Genomic DNA, 17,803 nt, shown 5'->3' with positions numbered 1-17,803 from the left:
TGGGGACCACGCTCGTTGAAGCGCATGACCCAGTCCCGAACGATCTGGAGCGTGACATTGCCGAGACGGGCGGCATCGGAACGCGAGCCTCCGTCATAGATCGACGCGAGCGCCAACAAACGTCGTGCCTGGGCGGCGTCCTTCGTCTGCCGCGCCAGCCGCCGCAGACCTTCTCCGTCAAAATCCTCACGCAATGAAATCCCTGATCGCATCGCAGACCTCCGGTTTGCTCCAGAGATTCAGATTCACCGCGTTTTGGGAAGGCCAAAGAGTCAAGTTAAACGGGACGCGGTATAAGAGCCGCTGGGATAGCAATCCGATCAAGCGATCAAGCAGCCGCTACTTGAAGCAATACGCAGACCATGATTGGCCCTTACGCCCTTATCGATTGCCTCACGGAACTTTCATTGGGTATCCGAGATTGTGCTGGAGAAAGACCCCTCCCAGACAAAGCGCGAGCGGCCCGCTTGTGCGGCGAGATCGATAGTTTTGTGACCTCCCGACAATTGAAACCACAATGGCTCAGCCGCGTCGTTGGCCGTTTCGCCGCCGGGATCGTATCCCGCCTAGATGACGAGCTTCAGGTGGCTGGACAAGACCAAGCCAGCGGCCCCTCGCAATGCCGTATGACCTTCTCCGATGCCATTCAGCGTGATCGAAATCTCCTGGTTCGGTCGCTTCTTGACCAACCGTTCGACATGTTGCCTGACGCGTTCGGCCGCGTCCGCGCCGCCGCCTGCAATGTCCCCATGCAGCACATAGGAGTTGAGTGACAGGGTCTGCTGCAGGTTGAGGATCCCGAAGGCGACGTTTCTGGTATAGCGGTCCAGCAGACCATTCGCAGCTTCGGCGCCTTCTGCTGCCTCTTTGACGAGGCGAGCACAGGTGACGCTTTCAGGGTTTGCGAAGCCAAGTCGGGCCGCTTCACGCCGCAGCCAGGGTAGGGCGGCGACTGTTTCCCAGCATCCGTGCTTGCCGCAATTGCAGAGTTCCCCATCGATTTGCACGACGGTATGGCCTAGTTCGCCGCCGGAGCCGGCAAGGCCCCGGTAGACCCGTCCGTCGATGTAGAAAGCGCCGCCCAATACCTCACCGGTATAGATCGCCGCGAAGTTTTGTTGGCCCCGTCCCGGCCCGAACCACCGGTCGCCAACGAGAAGCGCGCGCGGATGATGGTCGATGACAACAGGCAATGAGAAATGCGCCTGCAGGATATCGACCAAGTGGAGGCCAGTCAGAACGGGCGCAAGATTGACGGCGAGGATCACCCCGTTGTCGCTGTCGATCATGCCCCCCGAGGCGATGCCGATCCCGAACGGTGCCTGGTGGGCTTGGGAAAGCGTCGCGGACAAGGTGTCCTTGATGATCGCCAGGAACGCACCCCTATCGCCATGCGGATCGAATTGCGCTTTGGTGAGGGCTTTGATATCGCCGCTGAGCGTCACAAGGCATGTCTGGATCCTGCCGGGCAAGAGAAGCACGGCGCCTAGCATTGGTGCTTCAGGATTGAAATAGATCGGACGCGCCGGCTTACCGCCCTTGAAGTCTGAGGGCACTGCGTCGCCTTCGACGAGCAGGCCCTCCTCGATCATCGGCTGGACGATTCCCGTGATCGTCGTGCGATTGACGCCCGCCAGACGGGCAAGCTCGGCGCGGCTTTTCGGACCGTTGTCGTACAACGCCTGCAGCACCCGACCGCGATTGATCTCGCCGAGGGTCGACTGCGAAACGAGCCTTACATTGCCACTTTCGCCAGCAAGCGTGTCCTTGTTGGGACCGCGCTGCCCCAGCGAATAGGATGGCTGATTCTCGAACTTCAACTTGCATCTCCGATTTGCCAGCCCCGTCGTTCTAGCTTGAGAGCGCTTGCTCGACCAGATGGCGCTTGATGGCTTACCGCAACAGATGCGGAGGCTTTAGCCGCGGGAACGCCCGAACGCACCTTCTTGACAGTACCATAAGTTTGTGCGAAGTACAAACAAACTGTTGGCAATGGCAGATGAGGGGTAACAATCGAACTCGAGCTCGGCGCCGTGAAGGTTTCCCGTGGTCGGATGAGGTTGGATTTAAGAACAACTGAGGAGGCACCACATGACATTCGATATTGGAAATATGTCGCGCCGGAACATGCTGAAGTCGGCATCTGTCGCCGCTCTCTTGGCATCGAGCGCGGGCGCGCTTGTCGCGCCACGGCGTGCGTCTGCCCAAGACGCGAAGACCATACGCGTTCTGTCGGTCGAAGATCCATTCTTCTTCTCGATGAAAGCCATGATCCCGGAATTCGAAAAGGAAACGGGCATCAAGGTCGAGCTCGAAAGCCTCTCTTACGACGCGTTGCAGACCCGCCTTGTCTCGGCCTTCGTCGCCAAGACGTCGGACGCGGACGTCATCGCGGTCGACCAGATGTGGCTCGGGCAGTATCTCGACAACGGCTGGATCATCTCGCTCAACGACTACATCGCCAAGGATAGCGATATCGATCTCGCCGACTTCATTCCCGAGGTCCTCTATTCGTCGAACATGTGGCGCGGGCAGATCGCCACACTGCCGGTTGCGGCCTATGCGCAAGGGGTGATGTACCGCAAGGACATCTTCGACAGCTTCGGCATCGCCGCGCCACCGACAAAGGCCTCTGAAGACTGGACATGGACGAAGTACATCGAGACGCTGAAGTCGCTCGAAGGCAAGTCCTTCGGTGGCAAGCCGCTCTTCCCGACGGTGATCTGCGGATCGCAGCCGTCCCCGATCACCCATATGTTCACCCAGCTTTCCGCCAGTCACGGCGCGAACTGGTTCAAATCCTTCCCCGGCGCACCGTGGGACTTCTCGCCGCAGCTCACAGGTCCTGCCTGGTCAAAGTCGCTCGAGGTCTACCGGCAGCTTTACAAGCTCTCGCCGCCCGAGGCGATCAATTACGTCTGGTTCGATGCCGGCACCCGTTTCGCCAAGGGCGATATCGGCATGTTCTACTGGTGGACGCCGTATTTCTACCTGGTCAAGAACTCCGGCTACATGACGGGCAAGAAGTCCGATGTCATGGAAAAGTATGCGACCGCAGCCCTGCCGAAGGCAGATGGCGTGGCGCAGACAGTCAGCCTCGGCGGCTGGAGCCTTGGCGTCCCGTCGAGTTCCGACCGGCAGGACAACGGTTACGCCTTCATAAAGTGGGCGACGTCAAAGGCGACCCAGAAGAAGATGGCTGAGTGGCCGGACCTCAATTTCCAGTTCTCGGATTTTGCCCGCAAGTCGCTCTACGAAGACGCGGACGTCAAGAAGATCTATTCATACCTCGATGTCCAGTACGACATGATGAAGCAGGGCAACGGCAAGATAACGCGTCCGCCGGTTCCGGGTTATACCGCGGTCGAAAGTGTGCTCGGCCTGACGCTCAACCAGCTTCTGACCGGCAGCGAAGATCCGAAGACCGCGCTGGAGCGCGCCAACAGCCTCTTCGAAAGCATCCTCAAGGGCAATCTGATGATCCCCTACCAGAAGGAAAGCTACGCTGACACGCTCGACGGCGCCAAGGCGCTGATCGGCAAGCTCGGCAAGGCGTAATGGAATTCTTCTCGGGCCGGCGCGGCAACGCTCGCGCCGGCGGTCATCCGCCAAGAAGAACTGGACTTCGACGATGCACACGACAGCCATTCGCTCCTTGCCAACGCTTACGCCCGTCCGGCGCGGCTTCGTCCGCCGCAACCTGCCTTACCTGTTGATCGCGCCTTCCGTGATTATGCTGTTGGCGCTGATCGCCTACCCGCTGCTCTTCGCTCTCAAATCCAGCTTTTACTTCTGGAACTTGCAGGTCGGGCCGCAGCCTTTGGCTTTCGTCGGCATCGACAATTACGTCCAGGCGCTCAATGCGTTCGATTTTCGCGCCGCACTTACCAACACGCTGATCCTTTCGGTGCTCGGCACGGCGATTGAGTTTTCGCTCGGCCTGGCGATCGCACTGGTGCTGCTCAAGGCGCTGCCCGGCATGAATGTCGTACGCGCGCTGCTGATCCTGCCAACCACGATCGCGCCGATCGTCGTCGGCTTCCTGTTTCGCTATCTTTATGATCCGGGCGGCGGTCTCGTGACCTGGGTGCTGCAGTCGCTCTGGCTACCGGTGCCGGCGGAGGGCATCCTCGGGTCACCGACGACTGCGCTTGCCGCCATACTCTTCGTCGACATCTGGCAGTGGACGCCGTTCTTCGCCATCGTCCTCTATGCGAGCCTGCTTTCCGTTCCCGACGAGATCATCGAGGCGGCGCGTCTCGATCGCGCATCGGCCTGGACGATCCTGATGCGCATCAAGCTGCCTCTCATCCGGCGCACCGCGACCATCATCGTCATGCTGCGCTTCATGCAGATCTTCAACACCTTCGACACGGTGCTGGTGCTGACCCGCGGCGGGCCGGGGACCTCGACACGCACACTCGGCTATTCGCTCTACGAACAGGGTCTGGTGAACTTCAATGTCGGGTTGGTGAGTGCCCAGACGTGGATCACGGTGCTGATCGTCAACGTCATCATCGCCCTCTACGTGTTCTTCGCCTTCCGCAATGAGGAGTGGTGACATGGCCAGCCGCAAGACCTTCTATACTGCGCTCACCTATGCCGCCGGCCTCTTGTTCCTGGCGGTCTTCATCGGCCCGATCCTCTGGTTTCTGGCGCTCGCTATCCGGCCGGCAGAAACAGCGTTCGCGATGCCCCCGCAAGTGACCTTCGAACCGACGCTGGATGCCTTCCGCCACATCCTCGTCGATCCTGGCACGAACGCGCCGCAACTCGTGAACTCGCTAATCGTGGCGATCGGCGCGGTGTTGCTTAATCTGCCGTTCTCGGTGCCTGCCGCTTACGCGCTCTCGCGCTTTAAGATGCGGGGCAAGAAGAACATCATGCTCTGGTATCTCGGCCTGTTGATGGCGCCGCCGATTGCCTTCCTGATTCCGTATTTCGTGTTGATCACGCGGGTCGGCCTGCAAGGTTCGTATTTGTCGATGGTGCTGGTGTTGCAGACGTTGACGATCCCGTTTTCGGTCTGGCTGATGAAGAGCTTTATCGACGAGGTGCCGGCGGAGCTGGAGGAGGCGGCCCGCGTCGACGGCGCCCGCTGGCACACGATCATGTGGCGCATCACGCTGCCGATCGTCCGCCCCGGGATCATTGTCACCTCGATGTTCGCTTTCGTCTTTGCCTGGAACAACGCGGCCTTCCCACTGGTGCTGAGCTCGCGTTCAACCGCCACCCTTCCGATCGGAACGCTCGGATATTTCGCCACCAGCGGCGTGACCTGGAACTACATCGCAGCCGCCGCCGTGCTCGCGATGATCCCGCCGATGATCATCTTCCTGGTCTTCGACCGTTACGTCGTGCGCGGTCTCACCTTCGGCTCGGTGAAGGGCTGATCTTTTACGGTTTGAATGGAGTCATATAAAATGAGCAAACTTCGCATCGGCGTCATCGGCGCCGGCCTTTGGGGCAATAACCACGCCCACACCTTCAACGTGCTGCCGGAGACCGAACTGGTTGGCGTCTGCGACCTCGACGAGGGCAGGGCGCTGAAGATGAAGGAGAGTTTTGGCGCAATCGAAGCGTTCACCGACTATCAGAAGCTCATCGCCAGCGACCGGATCGACGCGGTGTCCGTCGCCACACCCGACTTTACCCACACACCGATCATCCTTGCAGCGCTCAAGGCCGGCAAACATGTCTTGAGCGAAAAGCCCCTCGCGACCACCGTCAAGGAAGCAGAAGAGATCGCCGAGGCTGCCGCAAAGTCCAAGGGCAAGTTGATGATCGACTTCCACAATCGTGTGAACCCGATCCTGGCGCGGGTTCGCGACATGATCCAGGAGGGCCAAATCGGGCTTGCCAAGCACGGCACGGCGCGCCTTTCCAACACGACCTTCGTTCCCTTCGAAATGCTGAGCTGGGCCGCGAAATCCTCCGCACTCTGGTTCCTGGGCAGCCATCTGGTCGATGTATTGCGCTTCATCCTCGAAGACGAGGTGACCCGCGTCTACGCCGTGGCCCGTTCCGGGACGCTTGCCGCCGGCGGCGTCGACACCAAGGATTTCCATGCCTCGATCCTCGAATTTTCCAGAGGCACTGTCGTGACCATGGAAAACAGCTGGATCCTGTCGCGCGACAACCCTTCGCTTGTCGATTTCAAGGTGGAAGTCGTCGGCGAAAAGGGTCAGATCCAGGCTGATCCCACCCATAGCGGCGGCCTGCGCCGTATCGTCGATGGTGGCATGCGGTTCAACGACTACATCGGCATGACGCCGACGGGTGCAACCCGCATCGGCGGCTTCGTGCAGGAATCCATCGCGCGCTTCGTCGATAGCGTCGTGCGTGGCGTGCCCCTGCTTGCCGACGCCAATGATGGGCTTGCCAACACCAAGGTACTGGCTGCGATTGAGGAGTCCGTCGCCAGCGGCAAGCCCGTGACCATCGGCTGATGGCGTGACCAATCTTACGAGGCACGCCATCCGACCCGATGACTTGCCTCGCCACGTGATACTGGGAGAAGAACTATATGGCGTCCATGACCTTTGACGGGATTGGAAAAACCTATCCGGACGGGACCGTCGCCGTCGCCAATGTGAGCTTCACGGTCGGCGACGGTGAATTCGTCGTGCTGGTCGGACCGTCGGGCTGCGGCAAATCTACGCTTCTGCGGATGGCGGCCGGGCTCGAGCAGCTCAATAGCGGCCGGCTGCTTATGGACGATCAGGATGTCACCAACACCGAGCCGCAGGACCGCGACATCGCGATGGTATTCCAGAACTATGCGCTGTATCCGCACATGACGGTCTACGAGAACATGGCCTTCGGCCTGCAGCAGCGCAAAATGCCGAAGGACAAGATCGAGAAGCTTGTGCGCGACGCAGCCGAGATGCTCGACCTTACGAAATACCTGAACCGCAAGCCGGGCGCGCTCTCCGGCGGTCAGCGACAGCGCGTCGCGATGGGTCGGGCGATCGTCCGTCATCCGATGGCATTCCTGATGGACGAACCGCTGTCCAATCTCGACGCCAAGCTGCGCGTCCAGATGCGGGCCGAGCTCAAGCTTTTAAACCAGCGTCTTGGCGTTACTACGCTCTACGTCACCCATGACCAGGTCGAAGCGATGACGATGGGTGACAGGGTTGCTGTGCTGAAGCCTGTCGCTGATGCCGGCGAGAGCAACCTGCAGCAGATCGACACGCCGCAGCGGCTTTACGACCGGCCGGCGAATTTGTTCGTTGCCGGTTTTATCGGTTCGCCTGCGATGAATTTCGTCCGGGCCGACCTTGAGGCGGACGGGGCAAGCCTGCGCGCGACGATCGCGGGAACCGGGATTGCGTTTCCGGTTCCCGCGAGTGCCGCATTGTCTGCCTATGCCGGACGGCAGGTGATCGCCGGGATACGCCCGGAAATGTTTCTGGTGTGCAAAGAGCATGAAGCGCTGTTCAACGAGCCGATCCCGGTTGCCGAAGCGCTCGGCCCCGACACCTTCGTCTTTTTCGACATTGCCTCTCCGCCCGTCGACATCAGCGACGTGGAGGATCCGCCAGAGTTCAAACGAAAGGGCACGAACCGGCTGGTGGCGCGTATCCCGCCAGTATCGACGCCCGCGCCCAACAAGCGCCTGCCGCTGACCGTCCATCTGGAAAAGCTGCACTGGTTCGATCCGCAAACAGGAGCTGCCATTCGCGACTGACCGGATGAAACGAGCAAGCGCTCGGATTTCCGGTCGTCTTGCCTGCCTCCCAGGGCGACTGGGGCTGTCGTCGTTCAGGTCTCGGCGGCAGCCCCTTTTTTTAGTGGCTGGCTTTTTGGAACCCCGTGTTTGCGAACGCGGATATCAACATCATCTCAAAGGGGAGTGGCGTGTGAAACACGTTCCAATCGTTGGCAAGTTCTTCGTCGTTGTCGGCATGTTCGGGCTGGTGGCCCTCGGCCTCTCCCTCTACGAGACCCGGGAGTTGTTCAGGATCGACGCAGCCTACACCGACCTCCTGACAAAGAACGCAGCCGCCGCCCTTCACCTGGCCCAATCCAACCGAAGCCTCCAGACAGCCCGCGCCAATATCGGCGACATGATCATGGCGCGCTCCAAAGACGGCAGGGTGCGTGCTGAAGAAAGCCTCAAGGAGGCGCAGGAAAGCTTCGTCGCCTCCATGGATCTGGCGATCGCCGCGTTACCGGCGCAAGCCGACTTGCCGCCGTTGAAGACGGATGGGTTCGCAATCTTGACGACGACATGCGGTGCGGCAATCGCTGTTGGCCGAACGGCAGACAGCGAGGCCAGCATCGCCATGGTCCAGCAGCTCTTTCTGAGCATGTGCCAACCGGCATTCGCGGCAATATCGCCGAGATTTCAGTCGGCGGCAGCCAAGATGATCGAGGATGCCGACCAAAAGCGCAGCGACGTTTCCGCCTTGGCCTCCGATACGTCGAAAAGGGCAATGGGCGGCGCCGTGATCGCTTTGGCAGCGGTGCTGGTTCTGGGCGTGCTTGCCGTTCGCGCCTGGATCGTCAAGCCGATCCGGCGGATCGCCGACACGATGACGACGCTGGCGGGCGGCAATCTCTCGGCAATTGTCGAAGGAACCGATCGTCGCGACGAGCTGGGCATGATGGCGAAATCGGTGCAGATATTCAAAGACAATGGGTTGCGAGCACGCGAGATGGAAAGAGACGTCGAAGCTGGCCGCGAGGCGCGCGAGCGCGAACGTGTGCGTGCGGAAGAGTTAGAGCGGGAGCGGGTAAGCAAGATGACGGAGGCCACCTCCAGCCTTGCTGAAGGTTTGAAGCATCTTGCCAGTGGCGACCTCACGTTCCGACTGGAACAACCGTTTGCCAGCGAATTCGAGCAACTGCGCGCCGACTTCAACGCTGCGCGCGAGCAATTGGCAACCGGCCTCCGGACGGTGGCAGTCGCCACTGCGGCGATCGATGGCGGTACATCGGAAATAAGCCAAAGTGCCCTCGAGCTTTCCAAGCGGACCGAGCAGCAGGCGGTCTCTCTTGAGGAAACCGCCGCCGCCCTTGATCAGGTTACACAAGGAGTTTCGAATTCCTCCAGGCGCACCGAGGAGGCCCGCCGCGCGGCAGCGGACGCGAATACGTCGGCACGCAATTCTGCGGCCGTGATGGCAAAGGCGATCTCGGCTATGCAGGGCATCGAACATTCGTCCAACGAGATCGCGAATATCATCGGTGTCATCGACGAGATAGCGTTTCAGACGAACCTGCTTGCCTTGAATGCTGGCGTCGAGGCATCCCGGGCCGGCGAAGCCGGCAAAGGTTTTGCGGTTGTCGCCCAGGAAGTCCGAGAACTTGCTCAACGATCTGCCCAGGCGGCCAAGGGGATCAAGGAACTGATCCGCAATTCGACGGGCGAAGTGAGTTCCGGGGTAAAGCTGGTGCAGGAAACGGGACGAACGCTCGAAAAGATTGAGGAGGAGGTAGGCCTGATCAGCAGCCAGCTTTCTGCCATTGCGACGTCTGCAAACGAGCAGTCCGCTGCCCTTACGGAGATCAACAGCGCTGTGAACCGGATGGACCATGTCACCCAGCAAAACGCTTCCATGGCCGAGGAATATACTTCGGCAAGCACATCGCTGGCAGGGGAGGTCCGGCGTCTGCAGGATATCGTCACCGAGTTTCGGCTCGACGCCTCTGAGGACCTTTTGCAAGCTTTTGAGCGGTCAGGCGACCTTCCGATGTCGGCAGGTTCGCCCGCGCTACGTCTCGTCGCTGATGTCAAGGGTGCTTTGGAGGGCTCACGCAAGGTTGCCGAGCATTGATACGACGGCCCGCTCCTAAGCGGTCGCGCCCTAGGCATCGGTGCGTTTCTGAATGGTTATGGCCTGGGCGGACAGGTCGTAAGTTGCAAGCGGCCTTCGAACAGGTTGGCGAGCCAGGATTCCACGGACGAGGTGATCAGTTCGCAAAAGGTGTTTGATGCCCAAATGGATACTCTCACCGATTGAAAGGTCTTGCCTGCTGTGGATAGCGCTCGGCAGAAGCATCGCAGAAATCGCGTTGTTGGAAGGAAAGAGCGAGGCAGACATCCGATCCTATCTTGAGCAGGCGGTCACCTCGGTCGGCGCGAGCTCTATAGAGGACGCGCTGAGGAAGATGAACTTCCATCGACCGTTACATTGATCTCACGGCAAATATGGCGGCGTGCTTCGCTTGGGTCGAGTACGTTCCCTTCTCAAGATACGTTCGCGTGAATGCGGTCATAGCCTTTCATGCGATAGATCATTGCCGAAACGACCCAACTCGCGATGAAGATGCCCACGACACCAAAGCCGAGATTTTCAAGGCTGTCGTTAAAGGTGGCGATTGCCTCCCACAAAGTGCCCCGCAAGCCGAGCTTGTCGGAAATCAGGCCGAGCGCTTCTGCGCCTCCGATTAAGATCGCGACAATCACCGAGGCGGCGGTGACCGTCAGATTGTACCAGAGCTTGCGGGCGGGGTTCATAAGGGCCCAGCCGTAGGCGCCCGTCATCAGAGCGCTGTCCGTCGTATCCATCAGCGACATGCCGGCTGTGAAGAGGGCCGGGAACACAAGGATCGTCCAGAACGACAAGCCTTGCGCGGCCTGCGAAGCTGAAACGCCCAGCAAAGCGATTTCCGTGGGGGTGTCGAAGCCGAGGCCTAAGAGAAAGCCGATCGGATACATATGCCAGGAGCGTGTGACCACCTTGAAGGTGCGGCGAAAAACGCGGGCCAGCAAGCCTCGTCCAGCCAGCAGCGCATCAAGGTCCTCATCGACAATTTCCTCGCCACGCCGCGCTCGCGAAAAGGCGTCCCAGATAGGTTTCAGGATAACGAGATTGGCAATTCCGATCACCAGCAGGAACAGTGCTGAGACGGATGTGCCGATTACGCCGCCAATGTCGTGGAAACCCTCAGTCTGGCTCTGCATTGCATAGGCGGTGATGGCAACGGCAAGCGACGCCAGAACGACGATGCTGGAATGGCCGAGCGAAAAGAAGAATCCAACCGAAAACGGCTGCCGACCCTCGTGCATAAGCTTGCGCACGACATTGTCGATCGCGGCGATATGGTCTGCATCAAACGCGTGACGGACACCGAGCATATAGGCGACAAGGGCCATGCCAAGCAGTGCCGGTCGATCGGAGAACGAAGTCCAAGCCCAGATCCAAGCCAGGACGTTGGCTGCGACCAGCAAGGCATAAACGATGGCAATTTTTGTTTTGGCGTAAAGCGGTTCGTCATCGAAAGGGCTACGCATTCGGACGTCCCTTGCCATCTTGAACAGACACCCGCCGGACCATGCTGAGCGCTCGGAACGCCGCACAGGCGGCGCCGTAGCCATTGTCGATGTTTACGACGGTCAGTCCGGGCGCGCATGAGGCGAGTGCCGCGTGCAGGGCGGTTTCTCCTCCGTTCGACACGCCGTACCCGGTCGATGTCGGAAGACAGATGATCACGCCGGGAACGAGCCCGCCGAGCACGCTGGGAAGAGCGCCGTCCATGCCTGCAACCGCGACGATAACGGGAAAAGTCCGCAATTCCTCGACCCGCTCCAGTAACCGCCATAGGCCTGCGACGCCGATGTCGATGAACTGTCTGGTCGGGGCGCCGAGATAAGCCAGCGTTCGCAAGACCTCGGCGGCCTGGGGCATGTCCGAACTTCCGGCCGACACGACGGCGATATCGGGTGCTTGCTGTTCGGCAGGCGGGGTCCAATTCAGGAATGCTGTCCGCGAGATGGGGTCGTAGTCCAATCGTTCAAGATAGGCCGGCGCGAGGCGACCAAAGACCTCCGCCTCGAGGCGCGTCAACAGACAGCGTGTGCCGCGCTCTAAAACGCGGTCCATGATCGTGGCAAGCTGCGCATCGGATTTCCGGGCGCAGAGTACTGCCTCATCGAATCCCACGCGCTCTGTGCGCTGGAAATCCAGCCGGACTTCTTCGTTCATGAATTTCGCTCCCGCAAAAAGGCGCTGCCTCGGGCGTATGCCTGGAAATCGATCGGCCGTCGACTACCGAACGCCTCTGAAATCTGCCCCACGAGGCGCGCGCGACTATCGCCAGAGAGTTTCGACAGCGTCGGTTCATCGAGTTCGACAACCACCCCGGTTTGCCGCACCCTGCAGCGCACCGTTCCCGGCGAGAGCTCGCGCCGCAGCAGCATCTCGACCCGATCGATGGCTTGCAAGATCTCGGGTTCGATCCTGAGAGCCGTCTCAACGCGGCTCGACAGGCAGGGCGCTGAAGGCAGTTCGGCGAGGTCAGCAAGATCATAGGCGGACGCCATGGCACGGACATCTGCCTTGGACATGCCGGCCTCGACAAAGGGATGACGTACACCATTGGCTTCGGCCGCCTTGAGGCCAGGGCGCCAATCGCCAAGATCGTCCGTGTTCGTGCCGGAAAAGAGCTGCGCTGCCGAAAGCGAAGACAGGGTGCCGTAGAGATTGGACTTGCAGAAGAAGCAGCGGTTCGAGGGATTGGCGAGATAACGTTCGTCGGCAAATTCCCCCGCATCGATGATCCGTAGGTCCCAGCCATGACGGGCTGCATAGTCTTTGACCCGTTCGGTGGCGCTCAGGGGAACGGCGGCCGAGGCGGCGTGGAACATGATCACGTCAGCTCCCATCCGACGATGCGCCACAAACGCGAGCGTCATACTGTCGACGCCGCCGGAGACAGCCACGGCCGCGTGCCGGGCGCTGTCGAACACGGCATTGAGACGGGCGAGAGAGGTTTCCTTCGCGATCATGACTTTTGCTCCAGCGCCTCAGCTTCGGCCCGGCGGCGCAATTCGGCGCGGGCTTTGTGGCTCCGATCAACGCCTTGGGCGTCGTCCATTTCCGCCTTGGCCGTCATCCCACCGGGCCGGTCGGCGAGCTTCACCCTTATCCCGTCCTCGGTTGTCACCGACTGTCGCGGCAGGACCGTGCGCGCTTCGATCCGGCTGCGCAGGCCAAGCGTCGTGGTCTGCCGCAGGCAGAGCGCTCCGATTGCGTCGATCGCATCCACGCGCGCGAGAACCTGAACCGAGGCCATCATGCGGCCCTTCTTGCCGAAGGTCGGCGTCTGGGTCACGTCGATCACACCTTCGGCCGCGCGAACAAGGTCGAGGGCGACGGCCAGTTCCTCGCCGGTCTGGTCGTCGATGTCGAACTGGATGACGCCGACCCGATCCTGTGCTGCACCCTCCTCGGTGAACGCCAGGATGCGAAGCACGTTGCTCATGCCGGGCAGGCGTCTTGTGCCGAAGCCGATACCGGTGCGTTCGAGCAGTCGAGGCGACGACCCGAGGCTTGTCGCGGGCGAGAGATGGGACAGGATCGCCGCTCCCGTCGGCGTGATGCGCTCACCGTGGCGACCGTCATCATGAAAGGCAAACCCGCGCAACAAAAGAGTCGTGGCGGGAGCGGGAACGGGCAGTCGCCCGTGATCGGTCTCGACCCAGCCTCGCCCGATCGGCAACGAACCCACCGACCAGCTTTTGGCCCCAACAGCGTCGATCAACGTAGCTGCCGCCACGATATCGGCAATCGAATCCCAGTTGCCGACTTCATGGAAAGCTACGTCACCGACGTTTCTGCCGTGTACTGCGGCTTCGGCCACGGCGAGTTCGTGGAAGATGGCTATGGCCGCGCGCTTGACGCCCTCCGGCAAACGGCTGCCGTCGAGCATGGCGCGAAGGTCGCGCCAATGGGTGTGGTGATGGTGGTGGCTGTGGCTGTGGTCGCCATTATGGACATGCTCCTCATGAGGATGAGCATGTCCATGTTCGTCATGGTGATGATGATGCGCATGGCCATGTCCTTGAGAATGGCGATGAGGATCAGGACCGGAAGCTTCCTGTTCGGAGCCGGTCTTCGTGACGTCAAAGCGGCTGCCGGTCAGCACGCCATCATTGTGTGCCCGAAAGACCGCCTGCACGTCTTCGTCCAGACCTGCCAGACGAAGATTTCTCTCTACCGTTCCAACCAGCTCGGGCCATGCGTCCAACATCGCGGCGACGAACATATCGCCAGCAATGCCGCCCAGAACATCAAGATGGATATGCATGAGACCCAACCTCCTTACATTCCGAATGCTGCCAACCGGACAGGTCGACGTGCAGGGTCTCGCCAGGTTCTGCCGATCCGACGCTGGTCTCGATCGCCGCCTTCAGCACTGCGACCGGTATAGGCAGACGATCTTTCATCTGCTCCGCAATCGCCACGAGGTCGTCATGTTCGGCCTTGGCCCGCATGAACACGCCCTCGCTCAGGATGCGTTTGAGGCGCAGCGGAAAGCTTTGTTCACCGCCGTTCCACGTTAGCCGAAGTTGCGTCCGATAACGCCTGATGTCGAAATGCTTGTATTGGGATTCGAGAGCCCGATAGCCCCAGATTCCGAGGTCACCGACCAGCAGGCCGGCGAAGTCCGGCTCGTCTTCGGCGTTTATGTCAACCAGCAGGACATAGGACGGGCGGCCCTTCTTGCCCAGACTCGGAAGGAGCTGGACATTCTTGGCGCCCATCTCGCCCATCTTCTCGATGACGTGCCCGAGCAACTCGCCCGGCGCGTCATCGATCTGGGCCATCAGGAGGATGACGCCGCCCGCCATCAGAACGCCATGGATTCGACGGCGACCAGGGCGGCTGCCTCTGCCTTGGTCTTGGTGCCGGGAATGCCGGCGGAAATCAGGCCTGCCGACTGGGCTTCGCCCGTCGCATCCGACGCACTCATCTTGCCCATGGCGGCGGCGACGACGGCCGGGATGGTGACGTTCATAATTACATTGCCGGCGAGCAGCAGTTCGCTGGCGATCGGCGCAAGTGCGGTGAGGAACGGCGCGCGTTCCTTGCCGATGCCCTGCGCGACTTCGGGGATCACGGCGTTGATGATGCCTTCCATATGGATCGTCTCGTCGCCGACGGTGACTTCGGCGTCGAGCGCCGGATCGAAGGCAAGCCAGCGCGCCGCCATCTTGCTCGATCGCCGCGCACCCTTGCTGATCCTGGTGAAATGAACCTTGATATTGGTACCCTTCACCTTGCTCAGGAATTCCGACCCGCGTGTCTCCACCAGTAGCTGGCGCTCCTCGTCCATCGCGCGGACGATCTCGCCGACGCTCCTGCCCGCCATGAGATCGTCATAGCTGCGCGCCGCACGGGCATGCAGCGCCTTGGTGACCATGGGGGTGGAGGACATGATCATTGCATCGGTGACCGGCCCGTTGCAGATCTGCGTCGCCTTGCGGGCAACGATGTTCATCGCCACCATCGCAGTTTCCGGATCAAAGCTGAAGCCAAGGCGACGGGCACGTAGCGCGCGCGCCACGCTCTGTTCCGTCGAACCATCCTGCAACAGACACATCAGCGCAATGACCGCATCGCCGCAGATATGGCCGAGCGGCGGATTGACGGGACCCGCGCCCGCGCCGCAGATCCCTTCTTCGAAGACCGAGACGATTTCATCAAGCGCCATGATGCCGATCACGGTCGGCCCGCCGATATCCTTGAGGATCAGGCCGAGATCGCCGATCAGCCGTGCGGTCTCGACTTCCTTGCCGGTGATGCGGACATGTATTTTCTCGGGCAGGCCGGCGGTGCGAACGGCGGATCGCCCCGCGACGAAAGCACTGGTGACCTTGCCGTAGGGGCCATATTCCTCGGCCACGTCGGCATCCGAATGGATGATTTCCAGGATCGCCGCCGCGCCAAAAAGGGCTGAGAGGAACTTCTGGCTGGGCATGCCGGCGCCGGACATAGCGTCCATCATCGCCTTGGTCCCGATGGCAGCCCCTCGTTCGGCCATGCCGGGAAAAATCAAATCCTCGCCCAGCGCGCCGTGGCCGACCATCACGCCGCCGCCCACGCCTTCCGGAATGTCACGGCCCTGGACCGGCGAGAGCTCCCCCTTCATCATGGCTTCGTAGACGGCCGCAACGGCGGCGAAACCCGAGATCTTGTTGTTCATCTTCGCCGTCGGCACGGCGGCAAGGCCGGAGCGGCTGACGCCAGCGATCATGCGCGCCGAAGAGCCGAGCTTGCGGTTACCGGCAGGAATGCCGACCTGGGCGTTGGCGCCGCAGAGATAGAGCAGCGTTGCCGCGATCAGCGCCGCATTGGCGCCGTCGGCGCCGGCTGCCGTGGCGACAGCAATGCTCTTGGTCAGAAGGTCATCGATCGGCTGGCGCACGGCATCGGCGAACTTGACTTCCGGGCTTATGCCACGACGCAGTTCGGCCGCGATGACGTTGCAGACTGCAACGACCGGGATGTTGAGCATGCCATGGCCGCCGGTCAGGGCCTCGACGCGATCGCTGGTCAACCAGCCGGGATTGGCATTGGCCGCCATGACCGAAGCCAGAATCACCTTCTCGCGTTCGGCCGAAAATCTCGACATTGGTCCTCTCCCTTTATTTCCGGCGGGCAGCGATCATGATCCGCAACAGCCGAGCGTCGAAATCAGCCAGCGGCTTTTCTCGCAACGAGCGCGCACCGTCCGTCGATCTGCCGTATGCGCGGCGCGCAGGTAACGTCAGGGAATATCACAGGGTCATTATTGCGATAAGTGGCACTATCTCATGTCTCCATGAGCAACATTCATAATGGCGCGCTGCCCTGTTAATATTTCTGAAGCCCCCGCAGACAATGCGGGCCCATTCGGCTTCGCGTATTTGGGCCGCCGCTCAAGGTCGTCTCTCCAACTCGCGGTCTCTCTGTCCAAGGGTTGTCCGGCAACAAGCATGATTGGTGCTCATGGGTTCGTGAAATCATACCATTTCAGTTGATGAAGTTTTCTCCATACTCCTTTCCGAGATGTGGTCGCGGCCTGACCAAAGATGAAGGCTGCGGCTCTTACATCGCGTTGCATCAGCCCAAATTCACGGAGAACTTTCTAATGCTCGACTGGGAAAAATACCGGCAGGAACTGTCCTCACGCGTAACCGAACTTGGCCGGCTTTCGCCGGCGACACTTGAGGGCGTTCGTACCCTCGGTGGCGCAGGTCAGAAGAGCGGTCGGTTGGACGCCAAAACCCGGGAACTGATCGCCCTTGCCGTTGCGGTGACCACGCGTTGTGACGGCTGCATCGCCAGCCATACGTCCGAAGCAGCGAAAGTCGGCGCCACGCGGGAGTAAATTGCCGAGGCACTTGGGGTCGCGATTGCGCTCAACGCCGGTGCAGCTTTGGTTTATTCGTCGCGCGTGCTGGATGCCTTCGATACCGTCGCCGGCTGAGCACGATACGAAGGAAGTGCGGAGAAGGAATGGGCCTTCTCCGCCAGTCAACCAAATGGGAGGTCAATGCCCATTCAGAGCAGCGGCAATTGCGCTGCGCATCTCCTCAAGGCTCGGCGCCCCAGTGATTTTCTTGCCGTTGACGAAGAAGGGAGGCGTTCCCTCTACCTCGAATTCGTCAGTCGCCTGGTCGGTGAGCTTGTTCAGACGCTCAAGGATGGCCTGGTCCGCCACTGCCCTGTTGAACACGTCTTTGTCGATCCCAACGGAGCGTCCGATTTCACGCAGTGTCTGTTCGATGCACGGCTCTGAACTCGGGTTAACGTTTCTTCCCTGAACGGTTTGGGTGTGATTCAAGAGTGTCGGTGATTTGGAGGCCGACATGTTTGAAGACGATCGCCCGCGGCTGCGGGTTTTGCTGGACCATTTTAGTCTCGTTGAGGATGAGCGGGAGCAATGGCGGGTCGCCCATCCGTTACCCGAGGTGCTTCTTCTGGTCGTTTGCGGGACGATCGGCGCATGCGACGATTTTGACGAGATCGTCGAATGGGGGGAGGATAACCTGGCGTTTTTACGTCGGTTTCTTCCCTATCACCAT

General features: G+C 60.6%; 15 protein-coding genes and 2 pseudogenes. 8 read left to right on the top strand and 9 right to left on the bottom strand.

Annotated features, from left to right (window positions below; all coding sequences use genetic code 11):
• Positions 1-212 (bottom strand): annotated as a pseudogene (locus PH547_RS32600) (IS630 family transposase); the annotation flags it as partial.
• A gap of 354 nt (positions 213-566) precedes the next feature.
• A complete protein-coding gene (locus PH547_RS32595) occupies positions 567-1,820 on the bottom strand; it encodes an ROK family transcriptional regulator (RefSeq protein WP_004112704.1) in 1,254 nt (417 codons plus the stop codon).
• 271 nt (positions 1,821-2,091) lie between these two features.
• On the opposite strand from PH547_RS32595, the gene PH547_RS32590 reads away from it, so the two are divergent.
• From PH547_RS32590 to PH547_RS32565, 6 genes are all read left to right on the top strand, one after another.
• Positions 2,092-3,558, top strand: a complete 1,467-nt coding sequence (locus tag PH547_RS32590; protein ID WP_065091860.1) for an ABC transporter substrate-binding protein — start codon at positions 2,092-2,094, stop codon at positions 3,556-3,558.
• 73 nt (positions 3,559-3,631) lie between these two features.
• Entirely contained in the window at positions 3,632-4,561 is a 930-nt protein-coding gene (locus tag PH547_RS32585) for a carbohydrate ABC transporter permease (RefSeq protein WP_065091861.1), read from the top strand.
• A gap of 1 nt (position 4,562) precedes the next feature.
• On the top strand, positions 4,563-5,393 hold the full coding sequence (locus PH547_RS32580) for a carbohydrate ABC transporter permease (RefSeq protein WP_004112708.1): 831 nt from the start codon (positions 4,563-4,565) through the stop codon (positions 5,391-5,393).
• A gap of 30 nt (positions 5,394-5,423) precedes the next feature.
• Positions 5,424-6,449, top strand: coding sequence for a Gfo/Idh/MocA family protein (locus PH547_RS32575; RefSeq protein ID WP_065091862.1), 1,026 nt, complete (start codon positions 5,424-5,426; stop codon positions 6,447-6,449).
• Positions 6,450-6,526: 77 nt separating this feature from the next.
• On the top strand, positions 6,527-7,693 hold the full coding sequence (locus PH547_RS32570; protein ID WP_004112713.1) for an ABC transporter ATP-binding protein: 1,167 nt from the start codon (positions 6,527-6,529) through the stop codon (positions 7,691-7,693).
• Positions 7,694-7,865: 172 nt separating this feature from the next.
• Complete coding sequence (locus PH547_RS32565) at positions 7,866-9,785, top strand: methyl-accepting chemotaxis protein (RefSeq protein ID WP_065091863.1); 1,920 nt, start codon at positions 7,866-7,868, stop codon at positions 9,783-9,785.
• Positions 9,786-10,198: 413 nt separating this feature from the next.
• On the opposite strand, the gene PH547_RS32560 is transcribed toward PH547_RS32565, so the two are convergent.
• The 6 genes from PH547_RS32560 to PH547_RS32535 are packed head-to-tail and all read right to left on the bottom strand — an operon-like array spanning position 10,199 to position 16,368.
• The gene (locus tag PH547_RS32560; RefSeq protein ID WP_184806173.1) at positions 10,199-11,245 is read right to left on the bottom strand and encodes a HoxN/HupN/NixA family nickel/cobalt transporter; all 1,047 of its coding nucleotides are present in this window, start codon (positions 11,243-11,245) and stop codon (positions 10,199-10,201) included.
• Complete coding sequence (gene larB, locus PH547_RS32555) at positions 11,238-11,936, bottom strand: nickel pincer cofactor biosynthesis protein LarB (protein WP_004112720.1); 699 nt, start codon at positions 11,934-11,936, stop codon at positions 11,238-11,240. The genes PH547_RS32560 and larB overlap by 8 nt, the downstream gene beginning before the upstream one ends.
• On the bottom strand, positions 11,933-12,739 hold the full coding sequence (gene larE / locus PH547_RS32550; RefSeq protein ID WP_210320796.1) for an ATP-dependent sacrificial sulfur transferase LarE: 807 nt from the start codon (positions 12,737-12,739) through the stop codon (positions 11,933-11,935). The genes larB and larE overlap by 4 nt, the downstream gene beginning before the upstream one ends.
• A complete protein-coding gene (gene larC / locus PH547_RS32545; RefSeq protein WP_004112726.1) occupies positions 12,736-14,040 on the bottom strand; it encodes a nickel pincer cofactor biosynthesis protein LarC in 1,305 nt (434 codons plus the stop codon). Before larC ends, larE begins: the two co-directional genes overlap by 4 nt.
• The gene (gene larC2, locus PH547_RS32540; protein ID WP_184806176.1) at positions 14,024-14,584 is read right to left on the bottom strand and encodes a nickel pincer cofactor biosynthesis protein LarC2; all 561 of its coding nucleotides are present in this window, start codon (positions 14,582-14,584) and stop codon (positions 14,024-14,026) included. Before larC2 ends, larC begins: the two co-directional genes overlap by 17 nt.
• The gene (locus PH547_RS32535) at positions 14,584-16,368 is read right to left on the bottom strand and encodes a hypothetical protein (RefSeq protein WP_184806179.1); all 1,785 of its coding nucleotides are present in this window, start codon (positions 16,366-16,368) and stop codon (positions 14,584-14,586) included. Before PH547_RS32535 ends, larC2 begins: the two co-directional genes overlap by 1 nt.
• A 498-nt stretch (positions 16,369-16,866) precedes the next feature.
• Here PH547_RS32535 and PH547_RS32530 point away from each other — a divergent pair.
• Positions 16,867-17,205 (top strand): annotated as a pseudogene (locus tag PH547_RS32530) (carboxymuconolactone decarboxylase family protein).
• A gap of 63 nt (positions 17,206-17,268) precedes the next feature.
• Here PH547_RS32530 and PH547_RS32525 read toward each other — a convergent pair.
• Positions 17,269-17,589, bottom strand: coding sequence for a DsbA family protein (locus PH547_RS32525; RefSeq protein ID WP_028755235.1), 321 nt, complete (start codon positions 17,587-17,589; stop codon positions 17,269-17,271).
• Here PH547_RS32525 and PH547_RS32520 point away from each other — a divergent pair.
• A partial coding sequence (locus PH547_RS32520; RefSeq protein ID WP_285170276.1) for a transposase family protein occupies positions 17,588-17,803 on the top strand: 216 nt, incomplete at its 3' end. The genes PH547_RS32525 and PH547_RS32520 overlap by 2 nt on opposite strands.

Source organism: Rhizobium cerradonense (assembly GCF_030182455.1).
Taxonomy (GTDB): domain Bacteria; phylum Pseudomonadota; class Alphaproteobacteria; order Rhizobiales; family Rhizobiaceae; genus Rhizobium.
The sequence above is the reverse complement of the archived record's forward strand: the minus strand, read 5'-3'. Positions and strand labels throughout refer to the sequence as shown.